Consider the following 13,200-nt stretch of genomic DNA (forward strand, 5'->3'; position numbering starts at 1 on the left):
CCCGGGCGTCACCTGCGGTTAAGGGCCCAACGGCCCCTTCCCCTGTGCGGGCCGTGAGGCCGCTGTCAGGCGTTCGTGGAATCATGGTCGGATGACCATTGCAGACGTCCCCGCGGGCCTTGCCGCCGCGGCCGATGCCTCGCTGCGGTGGCACCCGGGTGGCCCCTTCGACTTGATGCAGACCATCGGCACGCTCCTGCGCGGGCACGGCGACCCTGCCATCCGCACCGCACCGGGCGGCGTCTGGATGGCGTTCACGACGCCGTCGGGTCCCGCCACACTCCGACTGGCGGTTTCTTATTCTCCGGACTGTCCGCCGGCGGAGCCCGCCGTCGACGTCCAGGCCTGGGGGCCCGGTGCAGCCGATGCCGCCGGTTCCGCGCCGCGGATGCTGGGCCGCGACGATGACTGGTCCGCCTTTGACGAGCCCGCGTTCCACGCCACCCTCCCCCGTATGGTCGTTGAAGCCCGACGCCGGAACCCGGCCGTGCGGCTGCCGGCCACGGGCCGCCTGGTCGACTCCCTTGTGCCCACCATCCTGGAGCAGAAGGTCACCGTGATCGAGGCCCGGCGCGGCTACCGCTACCTGATGTACCGCTACGGGACACCGGCACCCGGCGCCGGCACCGTCGCGCCGGCGAACCTGTTGGTCCAGCCGACTCCCGAGCAGTGGCTGCGGATCCCTTCGTGGGAATGGCACAAGGCCGGAGTGGGCCCGCAGCGTTCGGCGACCGTCATGCGCGCGCTGCGTTCCGCCGTCGCCCTGGAACGGCTCGCCGTGCTTCCGGCCGCCGAGGCCTCCGCGAAGCTGCAGACCATCCCCGGCATCGGCGCCTGGACCGCTGCCGAGGTCCTCCAGCGCACGCACGGCTGCCCGGACTCCATCGCGGTGGGCGACTACCACCTGGCGGCGTACGTCGGCGCGGCGCTGACCGGCCGCAGGACTGACGACGCCGGGATGCTCCGGCTGCTGGCACCGTGGGCCGGGCACCGGCAGCGCGTGGTCCGGATGATCGGCCTCAGCGGCTTCCGCAAACCGACCTTCGGCCCCCGGATGACCATCCAGGACCACCGCAGCCACTAGGGCGCGCGTTGCTGTTAAAGCCCCAGCTTGGCCACGGCTTCCTGCCGCATGTCCACCTTGCGGATCTTGCCGGAAACCGTCATCGGGAAGCTCTCGCGCACGTCCACGTACCGCGGGATTTTGTAGTGCGCCAGCTTCCCGCGGCAGAACTCGGCCAGGCTGCCGGCATCCAGCGGGGCGGCGCCGGGCTTGAGGATGACGCAGGCCATCAGCTCCTCCCCGTACTTGGCGTCCGGCACCCCGATGACCTGCACGTCCTGGATGTCGGGGTGGGTGTACAGGAACTCCTCGATCTCGCGCGGGTAGACGTTCTCGCCGCCGCGGATCACCATGTCCTTGATCCGGCCCTCGATCACGATGTAGCCGTCCCCGTCCATCCGGGCCAGGTCCCCGGTGTGCATCCAGCCGTCGGCATCGATCGCCTCGGCGGTCTTGTCCGGCTGGTCCCAGTAGCCCTTCATGACGGCGTACCCGCGGGTGCATAGTTCGCCGATCTCGCCGCGCTGCAGCACCTCCCCGGTCATCGGGTCGACCACTTGGCTTTCCAGGTGCGGCATCGTCCGTCCGACACTCTCGGTGCGCTGGGCCATCGTGTCCACGCTGCGGGTCATGGTGGACACCGGAGAGGTCTCGGTCATGCCGTAGCAGATGGCCACATCCCTCATGTTCATCTCCCAGATCACCCGGTTCATCACCTCGATGGGACACAACGAGCCCGCCATAACGCCGGTGCGCAGCGTGGACAGGTCATAGGAAGCGAAATCCGGCAGGGCGAGCTCGGCGATGAACATCGTGGGCACGCCGTAGAGTGACGTCCCGCCAAAATCCTGCACGGCTTCCAGCGCCGCGGCCGGCGTGAAGCCCCGGCCCGGAATGATGGTGGCGCAGCCGTGGCTGAGGGCGGCCAGGTTTCCGATCACCATGCCGAAGCAGTGGTAGAACGGCACTGGCAGCACCACCCGGTCGTGCTCTGTGTATTCCAGCAGCTCGCCGATCGAGTATCCGTTGTTCAGGATGTTGTAGTGCGAGAGTGTGGCGCCCTTGGGGAAGCCCGTCGTGCCGGAGGTGTACTGCAGGTTGATCGCGTCATGGGGGTCCAGCTCGGCCATGCGCGCCTTCAGCGCGGAATGGGCGACGTCGTCGGCCCGCTTGAGCAGTTCCGCCCAGGTCCGCTCCGCGTCCGTTTCGGGGTCGCCGGCGGTGAGGCCGGGCAGCCCCGCGTCGGGCAGGAACACGAGTCCGCCCAGCTCGGGGCATTCGGCCAGCGCCCGCCGGGCCATGGCCGTGTAGTCGCTGTTGCGGTCCGACGGCGCCGCGACCAGCATGCGCATGCCGTTCTGCTTGACCACGAACTCCAGCTCATGGCTGCGGTAGGCGGGATTAACGTTGACCAGGACCGCGCCGACCTTGGCGGTCGCGTACTGCAGGATGGTCCATTCGGCGCAGTTGGGGCTCCAGATGCCGATCCGTTCGCCCTTGGCCACGCCGAGGGCCAGCAGCGCGCGCGCCACCCGGTCGACGTCGTCGTTCAGCTTGGTGTAGCTCCAGCGGCGGGCTTCCTCACCCGGCACCGCCGCTGCCTCGATCAGGGCGTCCTGATAGGGGAACCTGGCCACGATCCGTTCGAAGTTGTCACCAATGGTTTCCTCGAGCAGCGGGACGTCAGTGTCCCCGGCTGTGTATGCAAGCATGGTGTGACGCTACCAACACTCGGCCGGCAAAAGAAGACTAAAGCTTGGATGTCCTACGAAATCTTCGGGACAAAAAGCCGCAGCCCGGTATTGTGAAAACCATGAGCGCACCCATCGACCTGCAGGCCATCTTCATCCCCAACGACGGCGAGTTCTTCCGTGTGAAGCTCGCGCTGGAGATCGCGATTGACGAGGTGGTCAACGAGCCCGGCTGCATCCGGTATGAGCTCACCGAGGCCAGCGAGGACAAGCTGGTACTGACCGAACAGTGGGCTTCGCAGGAGGATCTGGACAAGCACTCGAAGGGAACCGCGGTCCAGGACCTCAACGAGTCCCTCAGCGCCCTGCTGGCCGAGCCGGTCCAGCTCGTGAAGCTCTAGTAACGGCACCGACCAAGCCCGGAACAGAAACAACGCGGGGTCACTCCGCGTCCATGGATCACAGGATCATGGGCGCGGAGTGACCCCGCGTTGCTGTCTTTCGGGCGCGGGCGCTTAGGCCTCGGGGATCTGGCTGCCGTCCTGCTTGCCGGCCGCTGCGGCCGCCTCGGCCTGGGACCGGGCCACGTGCGCGTGAACCTCCTCCATGTCGAGGGCCTTGACGGCGTCAACCACCTGCTCCAGCTGCTGTGCGTTCAGGGCGCCGGGCTGGGAGAACACGAGCACCTTTTCGCGGAACGCCATCAGCGTCGGGATGGATGTAATGCCGGCCTCGGCTGCGAGCTGCTGCTCGGCCTCGGTGTCCACCTTGGAGAAGACAACGTCCTGGTGCTTCTCGGAGACTGCGGCATATGTGGGTCCGAACTGCTTGCACGGGCCGCACCATTCTGCCCAGAAATCGACGAGGACAATGTCATTATCCTCGACGGTAGATGCGAACTGTTCACCTGTAATGTCTACGGTAGCCATGTGTCAACGGTACGCGAGCCGTCCCGCCATGTCCCCTGCATTTCGCTGTTGGCACACCCATGTGACGTCCCCACGCGCCGTCTTGGACGCAGGCGCGGCTTAGGCCCAGACGTGGGGTGCGGGACGCCGCGCGCCGGGCAGGGCATTGGTTTCGCGCCATTCGTGAATCCATTCGGGCAGTTCAAGGTCCGCCGGGGGCGCCCCGAATTCACGAAGGATTTCTTCCTGGCTGACCGGTTTGCCCTTGCTGACCAGACGGGTCGCGATGAAGGCGCGGGCGTAGATTTCCCCGTCCACCACCATGCGCTGCTCGAAGTAGATGGCCTTCTCGTCGAGGCCGATAATCTTCGTTTCGATCGTGTACCGCTGCCACAATTGCAGCGACCGGCGGAAGGCGATGGTCTCCCCTGCGGCCACCGGGCTCCAGCCCCGGCGGCGCATGGCCTTCCACGTTCCGCTGCGCGCCATCAGGTCGAACCGGCCCAGGTCCATCAGCGAGAAATACATGCCGTTGTTCACATGCATCGCGATGTCGATGTCGGTCGGCAGGACCTTCAGCGGCAGCGAGGACGTGTCCCAGATGCTCAGCGGAGAGCGGCGCGAGGACGTGAACAGCAGGAGAAGCGTGCGCAGGAGCAGATGCATGGTGTCTATGTTACCCGCGGGTAACAACGCTGCCAAGGATTGAAACCGTGGTTTTGGGTCCCGGACCACGGATCAGCCAGCAGTGGCCGGCCCCGATCCCGCGCTGCTCCCCCGGATCCGAGTGGGGCAGCACCAACGCGGTGTTCTCATCGACGGCCACGGCCTTCCCTGCCAAGCCGTGCACGACGGCGGCAACGGCACGGCCCAGCGTGCCGGCTTGGGCGGCATGGACATCGACGGCAAAGGACATGAGGCCCAGCCCCTCACGGAGCTCCACCTCCCCCAGCCCCTCGGAGGCGTCCTCGGGGCACACCTCGACGCCGTGGACCAGGTAGCCGCCGGCTATCGCCCGCTCCGGCGCGATCATGGCACCTGCGGAGAATCCCAGATACGGGGCGCCCGCCTGCACTGCGTGGCGGATTACGGCGGCGGCCGGCCGCAGGCCCTCGGCGTAGACAGGGGTGGGCCCTCCCCCGACGACGATCGCGTCGACGCCCTCGAACACGCTGGGGTCCACGTGCTCCCGCCGTCGGAGCAGGACGGTCACCACCTCACATGGTGTCCGGCGGTGCAGCGGATCAAGATAGGCAGGCAGGAAGTACGCGGCGCTGCCTTCGTGGTCAACCAGGACCACAGCGATCCGCGGAGGCCTCGTGCCCCCGGTGCGGCGCACCACATCCGCCACGAACTGGTCGAAGATCACGGGGGAGGTTGTGGTGTCCGGGCCGCCGCCGACCAGAAAAATGCTCATGGCCCCAAGGTACCCGGGCCGCGGCCTCCTGCGGCACCGGCATATTAGGCTGTCCGGATGACAACAGACCTGACCGTTCGGACCGCCGTGCTGGACGATGCCCCCGGCATCGCCCGCGTGCACATCCAGGCGTGGCGCGAGTGCTACGCCCACCTGCTGCCGGCGGCGTCCCTTGCCGGGTTGGAACAGGGCCCGCGGGAAGCAAGATGGCGCAAGATCATTGCTGCCGCCACGTCGGATATCTGGGTGGCCTGCCACGGGACGGACATCGTCGGCTGGGCGAGCGCCGGGACCGGCCGCGACGACGACGGACCCAGGCCACGGGAGCTGCAGGGGATCTACGTGCTGGCCAGCCACTACGGCTCGGGGGCCGGGCAACTGCTGCTGGACGCCGCCGTGGGCGGCAGCGGCGCCTACCTCTGGATTGCGGAAGACAATCCCCGCGCCTTCGCCTTTTACACCCGGAACCGGTTCATCCCCGACGGCGCCACAGGGTCGCATGAGCTGGCCGGGACGCCGGTCCGGATCCTTCGGATGGTGCGCTGAGCCGTCCGCTGGACCGTGCGCAGGACCGTGGAGCGGGCGCAGTGTCAGTCCGTGGCGATCAGCTCGGCTTCGAAGCCGTCCGAATTCACCAGGTAGGCGGCGAAATGGTCCGGGCCGCCGGCATGCGGGTACTTTTCCGGGAACAGTTCACGCCAGCCGTGCCCGACGGCGTCGGCCGCCAGGGCGTCCACCCCGGCACGGGTCCCTGCGCTGAAGGCCAGGTGATTGAGCCCGGGCGCGGTGCGGTCGTGCGTCCGGCCACTCAGTGCCGGGGATTCTTCAACGACGATGTACGTCGGACCCCGCCGCCAGCTGCACCCGTCCGGCCAGTCCTGGTACTCCTGGTAGCCCAGCCGGGCCAGGAGCCAGCCCCATTCGTCCTTGGCACGGCCCAGGTTTGGCACCCACAGTTCAACGTGGTGCAAGGCCCCGAGGGATTCATCAGTCATCCAGAGAGTCTCGCACGGCGCGGGGCGCTGGCTTAGCCCGGGATTTGGCGCCTCAATACAGGATGCGTTGGAAGAGGACGTGGTCCCGCCAGCCGCCGGCAATGTTGAGGTAGGCCGGTGCCACGCCGATCTCCGTGAACCCCGAGCGTCTCAGGATCTTCTGGGAGGCTGCATTGTGCGGCAGGGTCGCCGCCTGCAGCCGGTGCAGGCCCAGTTCCTCCCGGGCCGTGTCGATTGCGAAAGCGACTGCCGCGGAGCCGATCCCGCGCCCGTTGTAGTCTTTGTCCACCCAGTAGCCGAGGTGGGCGCTGAGGAACGGCCCGCGGACGATGCCGCTGAGGGTCATCAGCCCCACAATGGCCTCACCGTCCGTCAGGACCCAGGGCACATCTGATCCGGCGATGAACAGCGCCAGCTTGGACTGGACGCTCACCATTTGGCCGTCCACGGTAAAGAACTCCTCGGCCCGCAGCGGCTCCCAAGGCGCCAGGTGTTCGCGGTTCCGCACGTAGGCGGCGCACATCAGCTCCGCATCGGAGGCCCGCAATATCCGAATCCGGACGGTTCCGGCCAGCGGCTCGCTCTTACCGGTCATCTGAAAGCTCCGATCCGGCTCAACCCGGCGTGCGCCAGTATGGCTGGACGCGCTCCGCGGCCGAGGCGAACACGTCCCCGCTGACCACGACGGACTCCTGATCCATGCCGACGTCGGCCCACTGCGCCACGATCCGGAGTTCACCGGCTGTTGGCAAGGGCCACAACCAGAACTTCACGGACGACGTGACCTCATCGTCGCTGCCCGATCCGCCGCCACCGCCAGCCGTCGTCAGCACCGGTCCCTCCCCCGGGTCGGCACCTTCGATCCCCCGGTAGGACCACTCGTCTGCCGCAGCTTTTCGCCCGTCGGGGTACGCCACCCCGAGCCGGAATCCACCACTGCCACCGCCCGGCGTGCCATACCGGAAGGACGGCCCGTTGAAGCACCGTTCGGTCAGCGAGCCCCATTCGGCGTCGGACTCGGTCCCACGCCGGATCGTCCAGAGAAGGTCCAGCACGCAGCCTGTGGAGTAGACCTCCGCGCCCTTCACAGCCATCACCATCCGCTGACTGCGCTGCAGGAACAGGCCGAGGGGCACCACTGCGGGAAGTTCGTCCGACGGCGGTGCAGCCCAGGGGGGAACCACGAATTTGGGCTGCCGCGGCCGCTCCGGCGGCGCTGGAAGGTCGTCAAAGAAAGACATGCCCTCATCCTTGCACCGTCGTCAACGCCGCCCCGGCGGCTCCTGTCCCCGCCTCAGGACTCATCATCGTCGTCATCGTCGTCGTCCTCGCTCGAATCGGTACCGCGGACAGTGACGCTTGCGACGCCATTCAGGTCCATCAGGGGGAGGACCAGGTTGCGCAGCGGATGGCGTCCGAAAAACCTCACCTCCATCGAGACCATCGGCTTCTGCTCATCCCCGGTCCGGCGGGTATTCAGGATCGAGGAACTGAACCCCATGGTGGTGGCAATTTCAAGGATCTGCCGCAACACCCCTTGGCCGTCGGCGTAGTCGATGTGCATCACGCGGTTCCTGTCCACGGAGGGGATTCTGCGGACCGCCGGGGCAATCACGAACAGCGTGATGAGGTGGAAAATCGTCAGCACAACACCCAAGGAGACCATTCCTGCCCCGCAGGCCATACCAACAGCCGCGGAGACCCAGATGGTGGCGGCAGTGGTGAGCCCGCGGACCACGTCCCGGCCCTTGAAGATGACGCCGGCGCCCAGGAACCCGATTCCGCTGACGATCTGGGCCGCGATGCGGGAAGGGTCCAGGACGGCGCCGGGCTCCATCACGAAGGCGAAGCCGTAGGCGGACACGAGCGTGAAGGCGCAAGAGCCGAGTCCCACCAGCACATGGGTCCGGTAGCCCGCGCTCTTTTGCCGCACCTGCCGCTCAATGCCGATGAGCGAACAAAGGACGAACGTCGCGAGCAGCAGGCCGGCTTCCACCAGACTCGTGTCGGTGAAGAACGTGAACATGCCGCCCGCCTTCCTTGGCCCGTCAAGTGCCGGACCGGCCCGGGATAACCCGCCCTATAGCTGACTCTAGCAAGGCAGGGGTCAGTCGTCGTCGGACTTTTCTCCCGGTCCGGTGTCCGGGCTGTCGTCGTCCGGGCCGTCGGCGTCAGGCATGCTGTAGGGCGCCCGCGGAGCCTGCGAATACAGCTCATCCAGCCGTTCGTTCAGCGCATGGGCGAGAACGTCGCGCTGAAGGGACGGCAGTGCCATGGCGCCGTGGATGTAGGCCTCGATCTCGAACTGCCCCGCCTGCCCGCCGAGCGTGAAGTACCTCAGCCAGAGCTCTTCAATGCCGACGTCGGCATGGCGAAGCGATTCGGCGAACCGCCGACGTTGCTCGCTCTCCTCGTCACCCAAGGCCATGCCGTCGTCCTGCGCTCAGTTTTCGAAGGACCTGGCCGCAGCCAGCAGTTCTGCCGCGACGAGGGCCAGGGGCTTCCCGGCCTGCCGCGACAGCACCATCAAATCCCGGAGCGCCGCGTCATCGTCGGTGCCGTTCCGGGCCATGAGCAGGCCTTTGGCCATACTGATGGTGTCTCTCTGCGCGAGGGATTCCTGCAGGCGGTCACTCAGTGTCCTGGCAGCCTCGCGGGCCTGCGAGTGGATGATAAAAAGCGTCGCCTGCTCGGCGAAAAGCTCGACCAGGCGGACCGTGCCCTTACCGGCGAACGCTCCGCCGTCCGAGTAGACCTTGACTGCCCCCAGGGCCAGACCGCCGGACAGCAGCGGACTGCTCACGGAGGACGAAATTCCCAGAGTCGCCGCGGCAGGAGACCAGCGCTGCCAGCGCCGGTCCAGTGCCAAATCCTCGACCACAACTGATTCCCCGCTCGCCCAGGCGGTGATGCACGGGCCTTCCCCCAGATCGTACTGGAGTGCGTCTGCCGCAGCCACGACGGCGTCGGACGCCGCAGTCGTCTGCCGCAGGCCCGAGCTGTTGATCAGCGACACTCCGGCGCCAATCGCACCGGGAATAGCCTCTGTCGCGGCGTCGGTGATCAGCCGGAGGGCGCGGGCCACGGTCTCCTCCGTCAGCAGCAGCCTGGTGGCCCGGGCGAAAACAGCGGTGATCTCCTCAGCCAGCGGCAGTTCCACGCTCATCGTCACCTCAGAAGTCCATACCGGCGGGCGCCAGCCGGCGCGTTTCGCCGCAGGATCAAGCATACGGCGGGCGGCCCGGACGCGCCTATATTCACCGTCGTCCGCACGGCGTAGTGTCGTAAGTAGTCACATCTTCGGTAGTTGCAATCAGGCTTGGGCGGATCCAGGCTTCCGCTATTTTGGTCGTGGGCGATCAAGAGTCCACAACCGCTGAGCCGGCGCGTCACATACGTACAGGCGTTCGTAGGATTGAGGCCGGCATGGATTCCGGTAGTGGCGCATCTCCAACACCCGAGCAATTGCAGGACCTATTGCTGGAAAGTCCGGGATTCACTGAGTTTCTCCTGGGCCTGACCACCATCTCGGCGACCCGCCTCGGCGGTTCCGAGCCCATGCTGTGTGCCATCACGGTGGAACGCGACGGCTCCCCGGCCACTGTCGCCAGTAGCAGCGAGGACGCGAAACGGCTGGACGAGAAGCAATACGCGTTCGACGACGGCCCGTGCCTGACTGCTTTGCGGCACGGCACGACGGTCCTCGTTGAGGATGTCACGGCTGATGACCGCTGGGAGCATTATGCCTCCGCGGTCTCCGGCGAGGGCGTCCGGTCGGTCTTGGCCGTGCCGATCGCCACGGATCCGGGTTCAGCCGCGGCCTTGAACTGCTACGCCCGCACTGGCGGCGTATTTGACAGCCCCACGGTTGCGGAGGTGGAGCGGCATGCCGCCTCCATCTCGCGGATCCTGCGGTTGGCTCTCAGGGTGCACCCTCCGGAAACCTACCCTGAGCATCTTCGGTCCGCCTTGAAATCCCGCGCCGTCATTGACGCCGCGGTAGCCCTCATCATGGTTCAGAACCGGTGCAGCAGGGAACAATCCATGGAACTACTCCATCTCGCGTCCAGGGCATCCGACACGAAACTCCACGCCATCGCCGCGGATATCCTGCAGGGCGCCGCCCTACCTAAGGCGAATCCCGCGCAATAGGATGGGAGAAGGCCGCCGCCTAGTCAACGTGCGGCTGGGAATTGGGGGCAGTCATGCGACACAACAATGCTTTATCGTCCACGGCGCACAATCTGCAAAGAAGCAGTACGGGCACGCTGCTGGATGTATTGCTGGAGAGCACCCGGGAAGGATCCGACGTCGAGGACTTCCTGTCCGAACTGGCCGGTCTCGCCGCGGCGCAACTGTCGCGCCCGGGGCGGGAGGTGTCCTGCGGGATTACCTTCGAGCGGCGGAGGCAGGCTCCGATTCAAACGGGCAGCACCGGCGAGGGCGCCGGCGGCATGCTTCGGATCCCGCTCGCTCTCGGCGGCGACGGCTCCGCCGTCGTCAACTTCTATGCGCCGCGGACGCAGCCTTTCTCCTCCGACGATTCGGAGAGGGCGCATCAATTTGCCGCCGACGCCTCTGCCGCCCTCCTCCTCGCCCTGGAGATTTCGCAGCTGAGCCAGTCCCGGGCCGACCTCGCCGCCGCCATGCAATCGAGGACCATCATTGACATCGCAATCGGGGCGATCATGGCCCAGAACCGTTGCGGGCGGGAAGCCGCCTTCAAGATCCTTCGGAATACTTCGAACAACAGGAACCTGAAGATCCGCGACGTCGCGGCGGCCGTCGTGGCCTCCATCGCCGGCGATACCGACATGACGGCCCGGTTCGAAGAATGATGTCACCCGGTGCCGGGATGGACCCGGTGGAGGATCCCTTCGATCTGGAACGGTTCGTCCTGGCCCAGGACGCGGGCGGAACCTACCGCCGCGCCCTGGACGAACTCCGGGGCGGTACCAAGCGCAGCCACTGGATGTGGTTTGTTTTCCCGCAGATCGCCGGTCTCGGGCAAAGCCCCACCGCCCGGAAGTATGCCGTCACCGGAATGGATGAAGCGCGCGCCTACCTGCGGCACCCGGTGCTGGGTCCCAGGCTGGTCGAATCCGCCGGGGTTGTGGCAGGGCTCGAGGACCGGACCGCGGCCGAGATCTTTGGTGGCATCGACGAACGGAAGTTGCACTCCTCGATGACCCTCTTCCTCCGGGCGGACCCCCGGCAGAGCGTGTTCCAGGCGGTCCTCGAGAAGTATTTCGCGGGATTGCCCGATGCTGCCACGGACCGGATTCTTGCCGGGCGGGGCTGACCGGGCTACCCGGTCGGCGCCGCAAGCGCCGTAATCATCCGTTCCATGCGGGCGACGCCGGCGTAGCGGCCGGCATTGTCTGTTACCAAAAGGGGCTCAAACCGGCCGGACGCCGCCCGGGTCATGGACCGGGCAAGCGCCTCAACCAGCGGGGTGTCCAGGTTCACGCGCATCCCGGGGCTCACCATGCCCAGGCCCGCGGCCACCGGATCAAGCACAGCCACCGGCCGAAGGTGGTCGCCGATCAGCACTACCGACTGGAGCGCAGGGTTCCCGGCGAATGCTTCCGCGGCGAGCGACGCGGTGGTGGCCGTCGTCGCGGATTCGAGGACGTCTCGGATGACCGCCTTATGGGTCACCGGCGGTCTCGAGGCGAGCCGGTGGGCCAGATCAAGGTCGATGCCGGCCCACGATGGCGCGGGCCTGGCCAGGTAGTAGCCCTGCACCAGCGGAACGCCCAGCGAAACCAGCGCATCGAGCTCCTCCACGCGCTCCACACCCTCGGCGAGGATCCACGCATCGACCCGCCCGGCAAAGGTGCCGAGCATCTCGATCAGGGCGCGCTTGGCCTCGTCGCGGTCGACATCCTGGATCAGTTCACGGTCGATCTTGATCAGCGAGGGCCGCAGCGCCAGCAGGTGCCGCAATCCCGCATAGCCCGCCCCGGCGTCGTCGACGGCGATCAGCGCCCCGGCGGCACGCAACTGGTTCAGGTCCGGTTCCAGCCCGACGTACGAATCGATGGGGGTCTGCTCGGTGAGTTCGACGACAATCCCGCCCAGGTTCCCTTCGTTCCGCCAGACGCTCCGGATCTCCTCGGTGGCCAGCAGTTCGGGCGAGACGTTGAGGGTCAGGAAGCAGTTGGGCGGCAGGGTGGAGCGGGCCGCGAGCGCAGTCCGCAGGGCTGCCGATTCCAATTCCGCGGATTTCCCATGGGCCCGCGCAGCCGAGAACCACACTTCGGGGTTCCTCTCGGCGTAGCCGGGGAAGCGGGCCAGCGCCTCGTAGCCGACCACTGTGCCGCGAGCCGTGTCGACGATCGGCTGATAGGCCGCAGCCAGGCCGTCACCGCGGCAGGCGGCCGCCAATAGCTCTTCCCAGCCCGGGCCCGGAAGCGCCCCGGCGCCGGGAGCGGAGCCGCCTGCCGCGGTACTGCTCAACTAACCGGAACGATTGCTTTGTGGACCGACTGGACCACTTCGGACGGCAGTTCCACCAGGCCGTGCACAGACGCGGCATGGGCAGCAACATTGACCAGGATTTCATCTTCCGTGCTGCAAACCCATTTGGCTTCACAACCGGGCACCACATCACCACAGGCAAACGATTTCACTAAGGTTCCTTATATTTAGACGGGCGAACTGCACCACCCTACTGCGCCGCCCGCTGGAATCCGGCGACATCAGCCGCCTGCAACCGGGTGTTTCGGGCGGCTTTCGCAGTGTAGTTTGGCCCCATGATCAGGATTGGCTCCATCGTCATCCGTGTGGATGACCTCCAGCGCCAACTGGACTTCTGGACGGCTGCTTTGGACTACGTGCCGCGGCGGCCTCCCGAAGAAGACTTCGTTGTCCTCGAGCCAAGGGATGGGCCCGGCCCCAACGTCTCCCTGGACCGTGTCCCGGCGAAAGTCCAGGTCCCGCCCCGGATCCACCTCGATCTCTATTCGGACCAGCAGACCCGGGAAGTGGACCGGCTTCTGCGCCTGGGCGCGAGCCGTGTCGAATGGAGCAAGCGTCCCGCGGATGCGGACTATGTCATCCTGGCCGACCCCGAGGGCAACCGCTTCTGCGTGGTGGACACAGCCAGAGACTAGGACGCCAA

Annotated in this window: 19 protein-coding genes; 7 read left to right on the top strand and 12 right to left on the bottom strand. The window is 66.8% G+C overall.

Annotated features, from left to right (window positions below; genetic code table 11):
• The first annotated feature begins 91 nt into the window (after window positions 1–91).
• Window positions 92–1,084 carry a 3-methyladenine DNA glycosylase gene (locus tag LDO13_RS14215; RefSeq protein ID WP_224047336.1) on the top strand — a complete coding sequence of 331 codons (993 nt, stop codon included), beginning with the start codon at window positions 92–94 and terminating at the stop codon, window positions 1,082–1,084.
• 14 nt (window positions 1,085–1,098) lie between these two features.
• Here LDO13_RS14215 and LDO13_RS14220 read toward each other — a convergent pair whose 3' ends face one another.
• Window positions 1,099–2,775, bottom strand: a complete 1,677-nt coding sequence (locus LDO13_RS14220) for an AMP-binding protein (protein ID WP_224047337.1) — start codon at window positions 2,773–2,775, stop codon at window positions 1,099–1,101.
• A gap of 101 nt (window positions 2,776–2,876) precedes the next feature.
• Between LDO13_RS14220 and LDO13_RS14225 the strand changes: the two genes are divergently transcribed.
• Window positions 2,877–3,155: an antibiotic biosynthesis monooxygenase gene (locus LDO13_RS14225; protein ID WP_224047338.1), complete on the top strand. Its 279-nt coding sequence runs from the start codon at window positions 2,877–2,879 to the stop codon at window positions 3,153–3,155.
• Between the two features lie 114 nt (window positions 3,156–3,269).
• Here the strand turns inward: LDO13_RS14225 and trxA are convergent, their stop codons facing one another.
• The 3 genes from trxA to LDO13_RS14240 all read right to left on the bottom strand — a co-directional run bounded on the left by trxA (window position 3,270) and on the right by LDO13_RS14240 (window position 5,079).
• Window positions 3,270–3,683, bottom strand: a complete 414-nt coding sequence (trxA, locus tag LDO13_RS14230) for a thioredoxin (protein ID WP_224047339.1) — start codon at window positions 3,681–3,683, stop codon at window positions 3,270–3,272.
• Window positions 3,684–3,782: 99 nt separating this feature from the next.
• Window positions 3,783–4,328 (bottom strand): acyl-CoA thioesterase, encoded by a 546-nt coding sequence (locus LDO13_RS14235; RefSeq protein WP_224047340.1) that lies wholly within the window; start codon window positions 4,326–4,328, stop codon window positions 3,783–3,785.
• Window positions 4,329–4,338: 10 nt separating this feature from the next.
• A complete protein-coding gene (locus LDO13_RS14240) occupies window positions 4,339–5,079 on the bottom strand; it encodes a Type 1 glutamine amidotransferase-like domain-containing protein (protein ID WP_224047341.1) in 741 nt (246 codons plus the stop codon).
• A 57-nt stretch (window positions 5,080–5,136) separates the two neighbouring features.
• Between LDO13_RS14240 and LDO13_RS14245 the strand changes: the two genes are divergently transcribed.
• On the top strand, window positions 5,137–5,625 hold the full coding sequence (locus LDO13_RS14245) for a GNAT family N-acetyltransferase (protein WP_224047342.1): 489 nt from the start codon (window positions 5,137–5,139) through the stop codon (window positions 5,623–5,625).
• A gap of 44 nt (window positions 5,626–5,669) precedes the next feature.
• On the opposite strand, the gene LDO13_RS14250 is transcribed toward LDO13_RS14245, so the two are convergent.
• The 6 genes from LDO13_RS14250 to LDO13_RS14275 all read right to left on the bottom strand — a co-directional run bounded on the left by LDO13_RS14250 (window position 5,670) and on the right by LDO13_RS14275 (window position 9,240).
• Window positions 5,670–6,074 carry a VOC family protein gene (locus LDO13_RS14250; RefSeq protein WP_224047343.1) on the bottom strand — a complete coding sequence of 135 codons (405 nt, stop codon included), beginning with the start codon at window positions 6,072–6,074 and terminating at the stop codon, window positions 5,670–5,672.
• A gap of 52 nt (window positions 6,075–6,126) precedes the next feature.
• Entirely contained in the window at window positions 6,127–6,669 is a 543-nt protein-coding gene (locus LDO13_RS14255; RefSeq protein ID WP_224047344.1) for a GNAT family N-acetyltransferase, read from the bottom strand.
• 19 nt (window positions 6,670–6,688) lie between these two features.
• On the bottom strand, window positions 6,689–7,315 hold the full coding sequence (locus LDO13_RS14260) for a hypothetical protein (RefSeq protein WP_224047345.1): 627 nt from the start codon (window positions 7,313–7,315) through the stop codon (window positions 6,689–6,691).
• Between the two features lie 53 nt (window positions 7,316–7,368).
• Entirely contained in the window at window positions 7,369–8,100 is a 732-nt protein-coding gene (locus tag LDO13_RS14265; RefSeq protein ID WP_224047346.1) for an MgtC/SapB family protein, read from the bottom strand.
• Window positions 8,101–8,181: 81 nt separating this feature from the next.
• Window positions 8,182–8,502 (bottom strand): hypothetical protein, encoded by a 321-nt coding sequence (locus tag LDO13_RS14270; protein WP_224047347.1) that lies wholly within the window; start codon window positions 8,500–8,502, stop codon window positions 8,182–8,184.
• 15 nt (window positions 8,503–8,517) lie between these two features.
• Window positions 8,518–9,240 carry a GAF and ANTAR domain-containing protein gene (locus tag LDO13_RS14275; protein WP_224049795.1) on the bottom strand — a complete coding sequence of 241 codons (723 nt, stop codon included), beginning with the start codon at window positions 9,238–9,240 and terminating at the stop codon, window positions 8,518–8,520.
• A gap of 260 nt (window positions 9,241–9,500) precedes the next feature.
• On the opposite strand from LDO13_RS14275, the gene LDO13_RS14280 reads away from it, so the two are divergent.
• Genes LDO13_RS14280 through LDO13_RS14290 form a run of 3 tightly spaced genes read left to right on the top strand, consistent with a single transcriptional unit; the run spans window position 9,501 to window position 11,376 of the window.
• Window positions 9,501–10,226, top strand: coding sequence for a GAF and ANTAR domain-containing protein (locus LDO13_RS14280; protein WP_224047348.1), 726 nt, complete (start codon window positions 9,501–9,503; stop codon window positions 10,224–10,226).
• Between the two features lie 53 nt (window positions 10,227–10,279).
• Window positions 10,280–10,912 (top strand): ANTAR domain-containing protein, encoded by a 633-nt coding sequence (locus LDO13_RS14285; RefSeq protein WP_224047349.1) that lies wholly within the window; start codon window positions 10,280–10,282, stop codon window positions 10,910–10,912.
• Window positions 10,909–11,376: a DUF1810 domain-containing protein gene (locus LDO13_RS14290; RefSeq protein WP_224047350.1), complete on the top strand. Its 468-nt coding sequence runs from the start codon at window positions 10,909–10,911 to the stop codon at window positions 11,374–11,376. Before LDO13_RS14285 ends, LDO13_RS14290 begins: the two co-directional genes overlap by 4 nt.
• A gap of 5 nt (window positions 11,377–11,381) precedes the next feature.
• On the opposite strand, the gene LDO13_RS14295 is transcribed toward LDO13_RS14290, so the two are convergent.
• On the bottom strand, window positions 11,382–12,536 hold the full coding sequence (locus tag LDO13_RS14295; RefSeq protein ID WP_224047351.1) for an EAL domain-containing protein: 1,155 nt from the start codon (window positions 12,534–12,536) through the stop codon (window positions 11,382–11,384).
• On the bottom strand, window positions 12,533–12,709 hold the full coding sequence (locus tag LDO13_RS14300; protein WP_224047352.1) for a DUF1059 domain-containing protein: 177 nt from the start codon (window positions 12,707–12,709) through the stop codon (window positions 12,533–12,535). Before LDO13_RS14300 ends, LDO13_RS14295 begins: the two co-directional genes overlap by 4 nt.
• A 123-nt stretch (window positions 12,710–12,832) precedes the next feature.
• Between LDO13_RS14300 and LDO13_RS14305 the strand changes: the two genes are divergently transcribed.
• Entirely contained in the window at window positions 12,833–13,192 is a 360-nt protein-coding gene (locus LDO13_RS14305) for a VOC family protein (RefSeq protein WP_224047353.1), read from the top strand.
• The last annotated feature ends 8 nt before the right edge of the window (window positions 13,193–13,200 follow it).

The sequence above is a fragment of the Arthrobacter sp. NicSoilB4 genome (assembly GCF_019977335.1).
Lineage (GTDB): Bacteria > Actinomycetota > Actinomycetes > Actinomycetales > Micrococcaceae > Arthrobacter.

Coding starts and splice junctions, on each gene's coding strand:
- LDO13_RS14220 (WP_224047337.1), bottom strand. CDS start 2,775: ATGCTTGCATACACAGCCGGGGACACTGACGTCCCGCTGCTCGAGGAA.
- LDO13_RS14275 (WP_224049795.1), bottom strand. CDS start 9,240: ATGAGCGTGGAACTGCCGCTGGCTGAGGAGATCACCGCTGTTTTCGCC.
- LDO13_RS14250 (WP_224047343.1), bottom strand. CDS start 6,074: ATGACTGATGAATCCCTCGGGGCCTTGCACCACGTTGAACTGTGGGTG.
- LDO13_RS14290 (WP_224047350.1), top strand. CDS start 10,909: ATGATGTCACCCGGTGCCGGGATGGACCCGGTGGAGGATCCCTTCGAT.
- LDO13_RS14265 (WP_224047346.1), bottom strand. CDS start 8,100: ATGTTCACGTTCTTCACCGACACGAGTCTGGTGGAAGCCGGCCTGCTG.
- LDO13_RS14240 (WP_224047341.1), bottom strand. CDS start 5,079: ATGAGCATTTTTCTGGTCGGCGGCGGCCCGGACACCACAACCTCCCCC.
- LDO13_RS14280 (WP_224047348.1), top strand. CDS start 9,501: ATGGATTCCGGTAGTGGCGCATCTCCAACACCCGAGCAATTGCAGGAC.
- LDO13_RS14260 (WP_224047345.1), bottom strand. CDS start 7,315: ATGTCTTTCTTTGACGACCTTCCAGCGCCGCCGGAGCGGCCGCGGCAG.
- LDO13_RS14255 (WP_224047344.1), bottom strand. CDS start 6,669: ATGACCGGTAAGAGCGAGCCGCTGGCCGGAACCGTCCGGATTCGGATA.
- LDO13_RS14285 (WP_224047349.1), top strand. CDS start 10,280: ATGCGACACAACAATGCTTTATCGTCCACGGCGCACAATCTGCAAAGA.
- LDO13_RS14225 (WP_224047338.1), top strand. CDS start 2,877: ATGAGCGCACCCATCGACCTGCAGGCCATCTTCATCCCCAACGACGGC.
- LDO13_RS14270 (WP_224047347.1), bottom strand. CDS start 8,502: ATGGCCTTGGGTGACGAGGAGAGCGAGCAACGTCGGCGGTTCGCCGAA.
- LDO13_RS14215 (WP_224047336.1), top strand. CDS start 92: ATGACCATTGCAGACGTCCCCGCGGGCCTTGCCGCCGCGGCCGATGCC.
- LDO13_RS14305 (WP_224047353.1), top strand. CDS start 12,833: ATGATCAGGATTGGCTCCATCGTCATCCGTGTGGATGACCTCCAGCGC.
- trxA (WP_224047339.1), bottom strand. CDS start 3,683: ATGGCTACCGTAGACATTACAGGTGAACAGTTCGCATCTACCGTCGAG.
- LDO13_RS14245 (WP_224047342.1), top strand. CDS start 5,137: ATGACAACAGACCTGACCGTTCGGACCGCCGTGCTGGACGATGCCCCC.
- LDO13_RS14235 (WP_224047340.1), bottom strand. CDS start 4,328: ATGCATCTGCTCCTGCGCACGCTTCTCCTGCTGTTCACGTCCTCGCGC.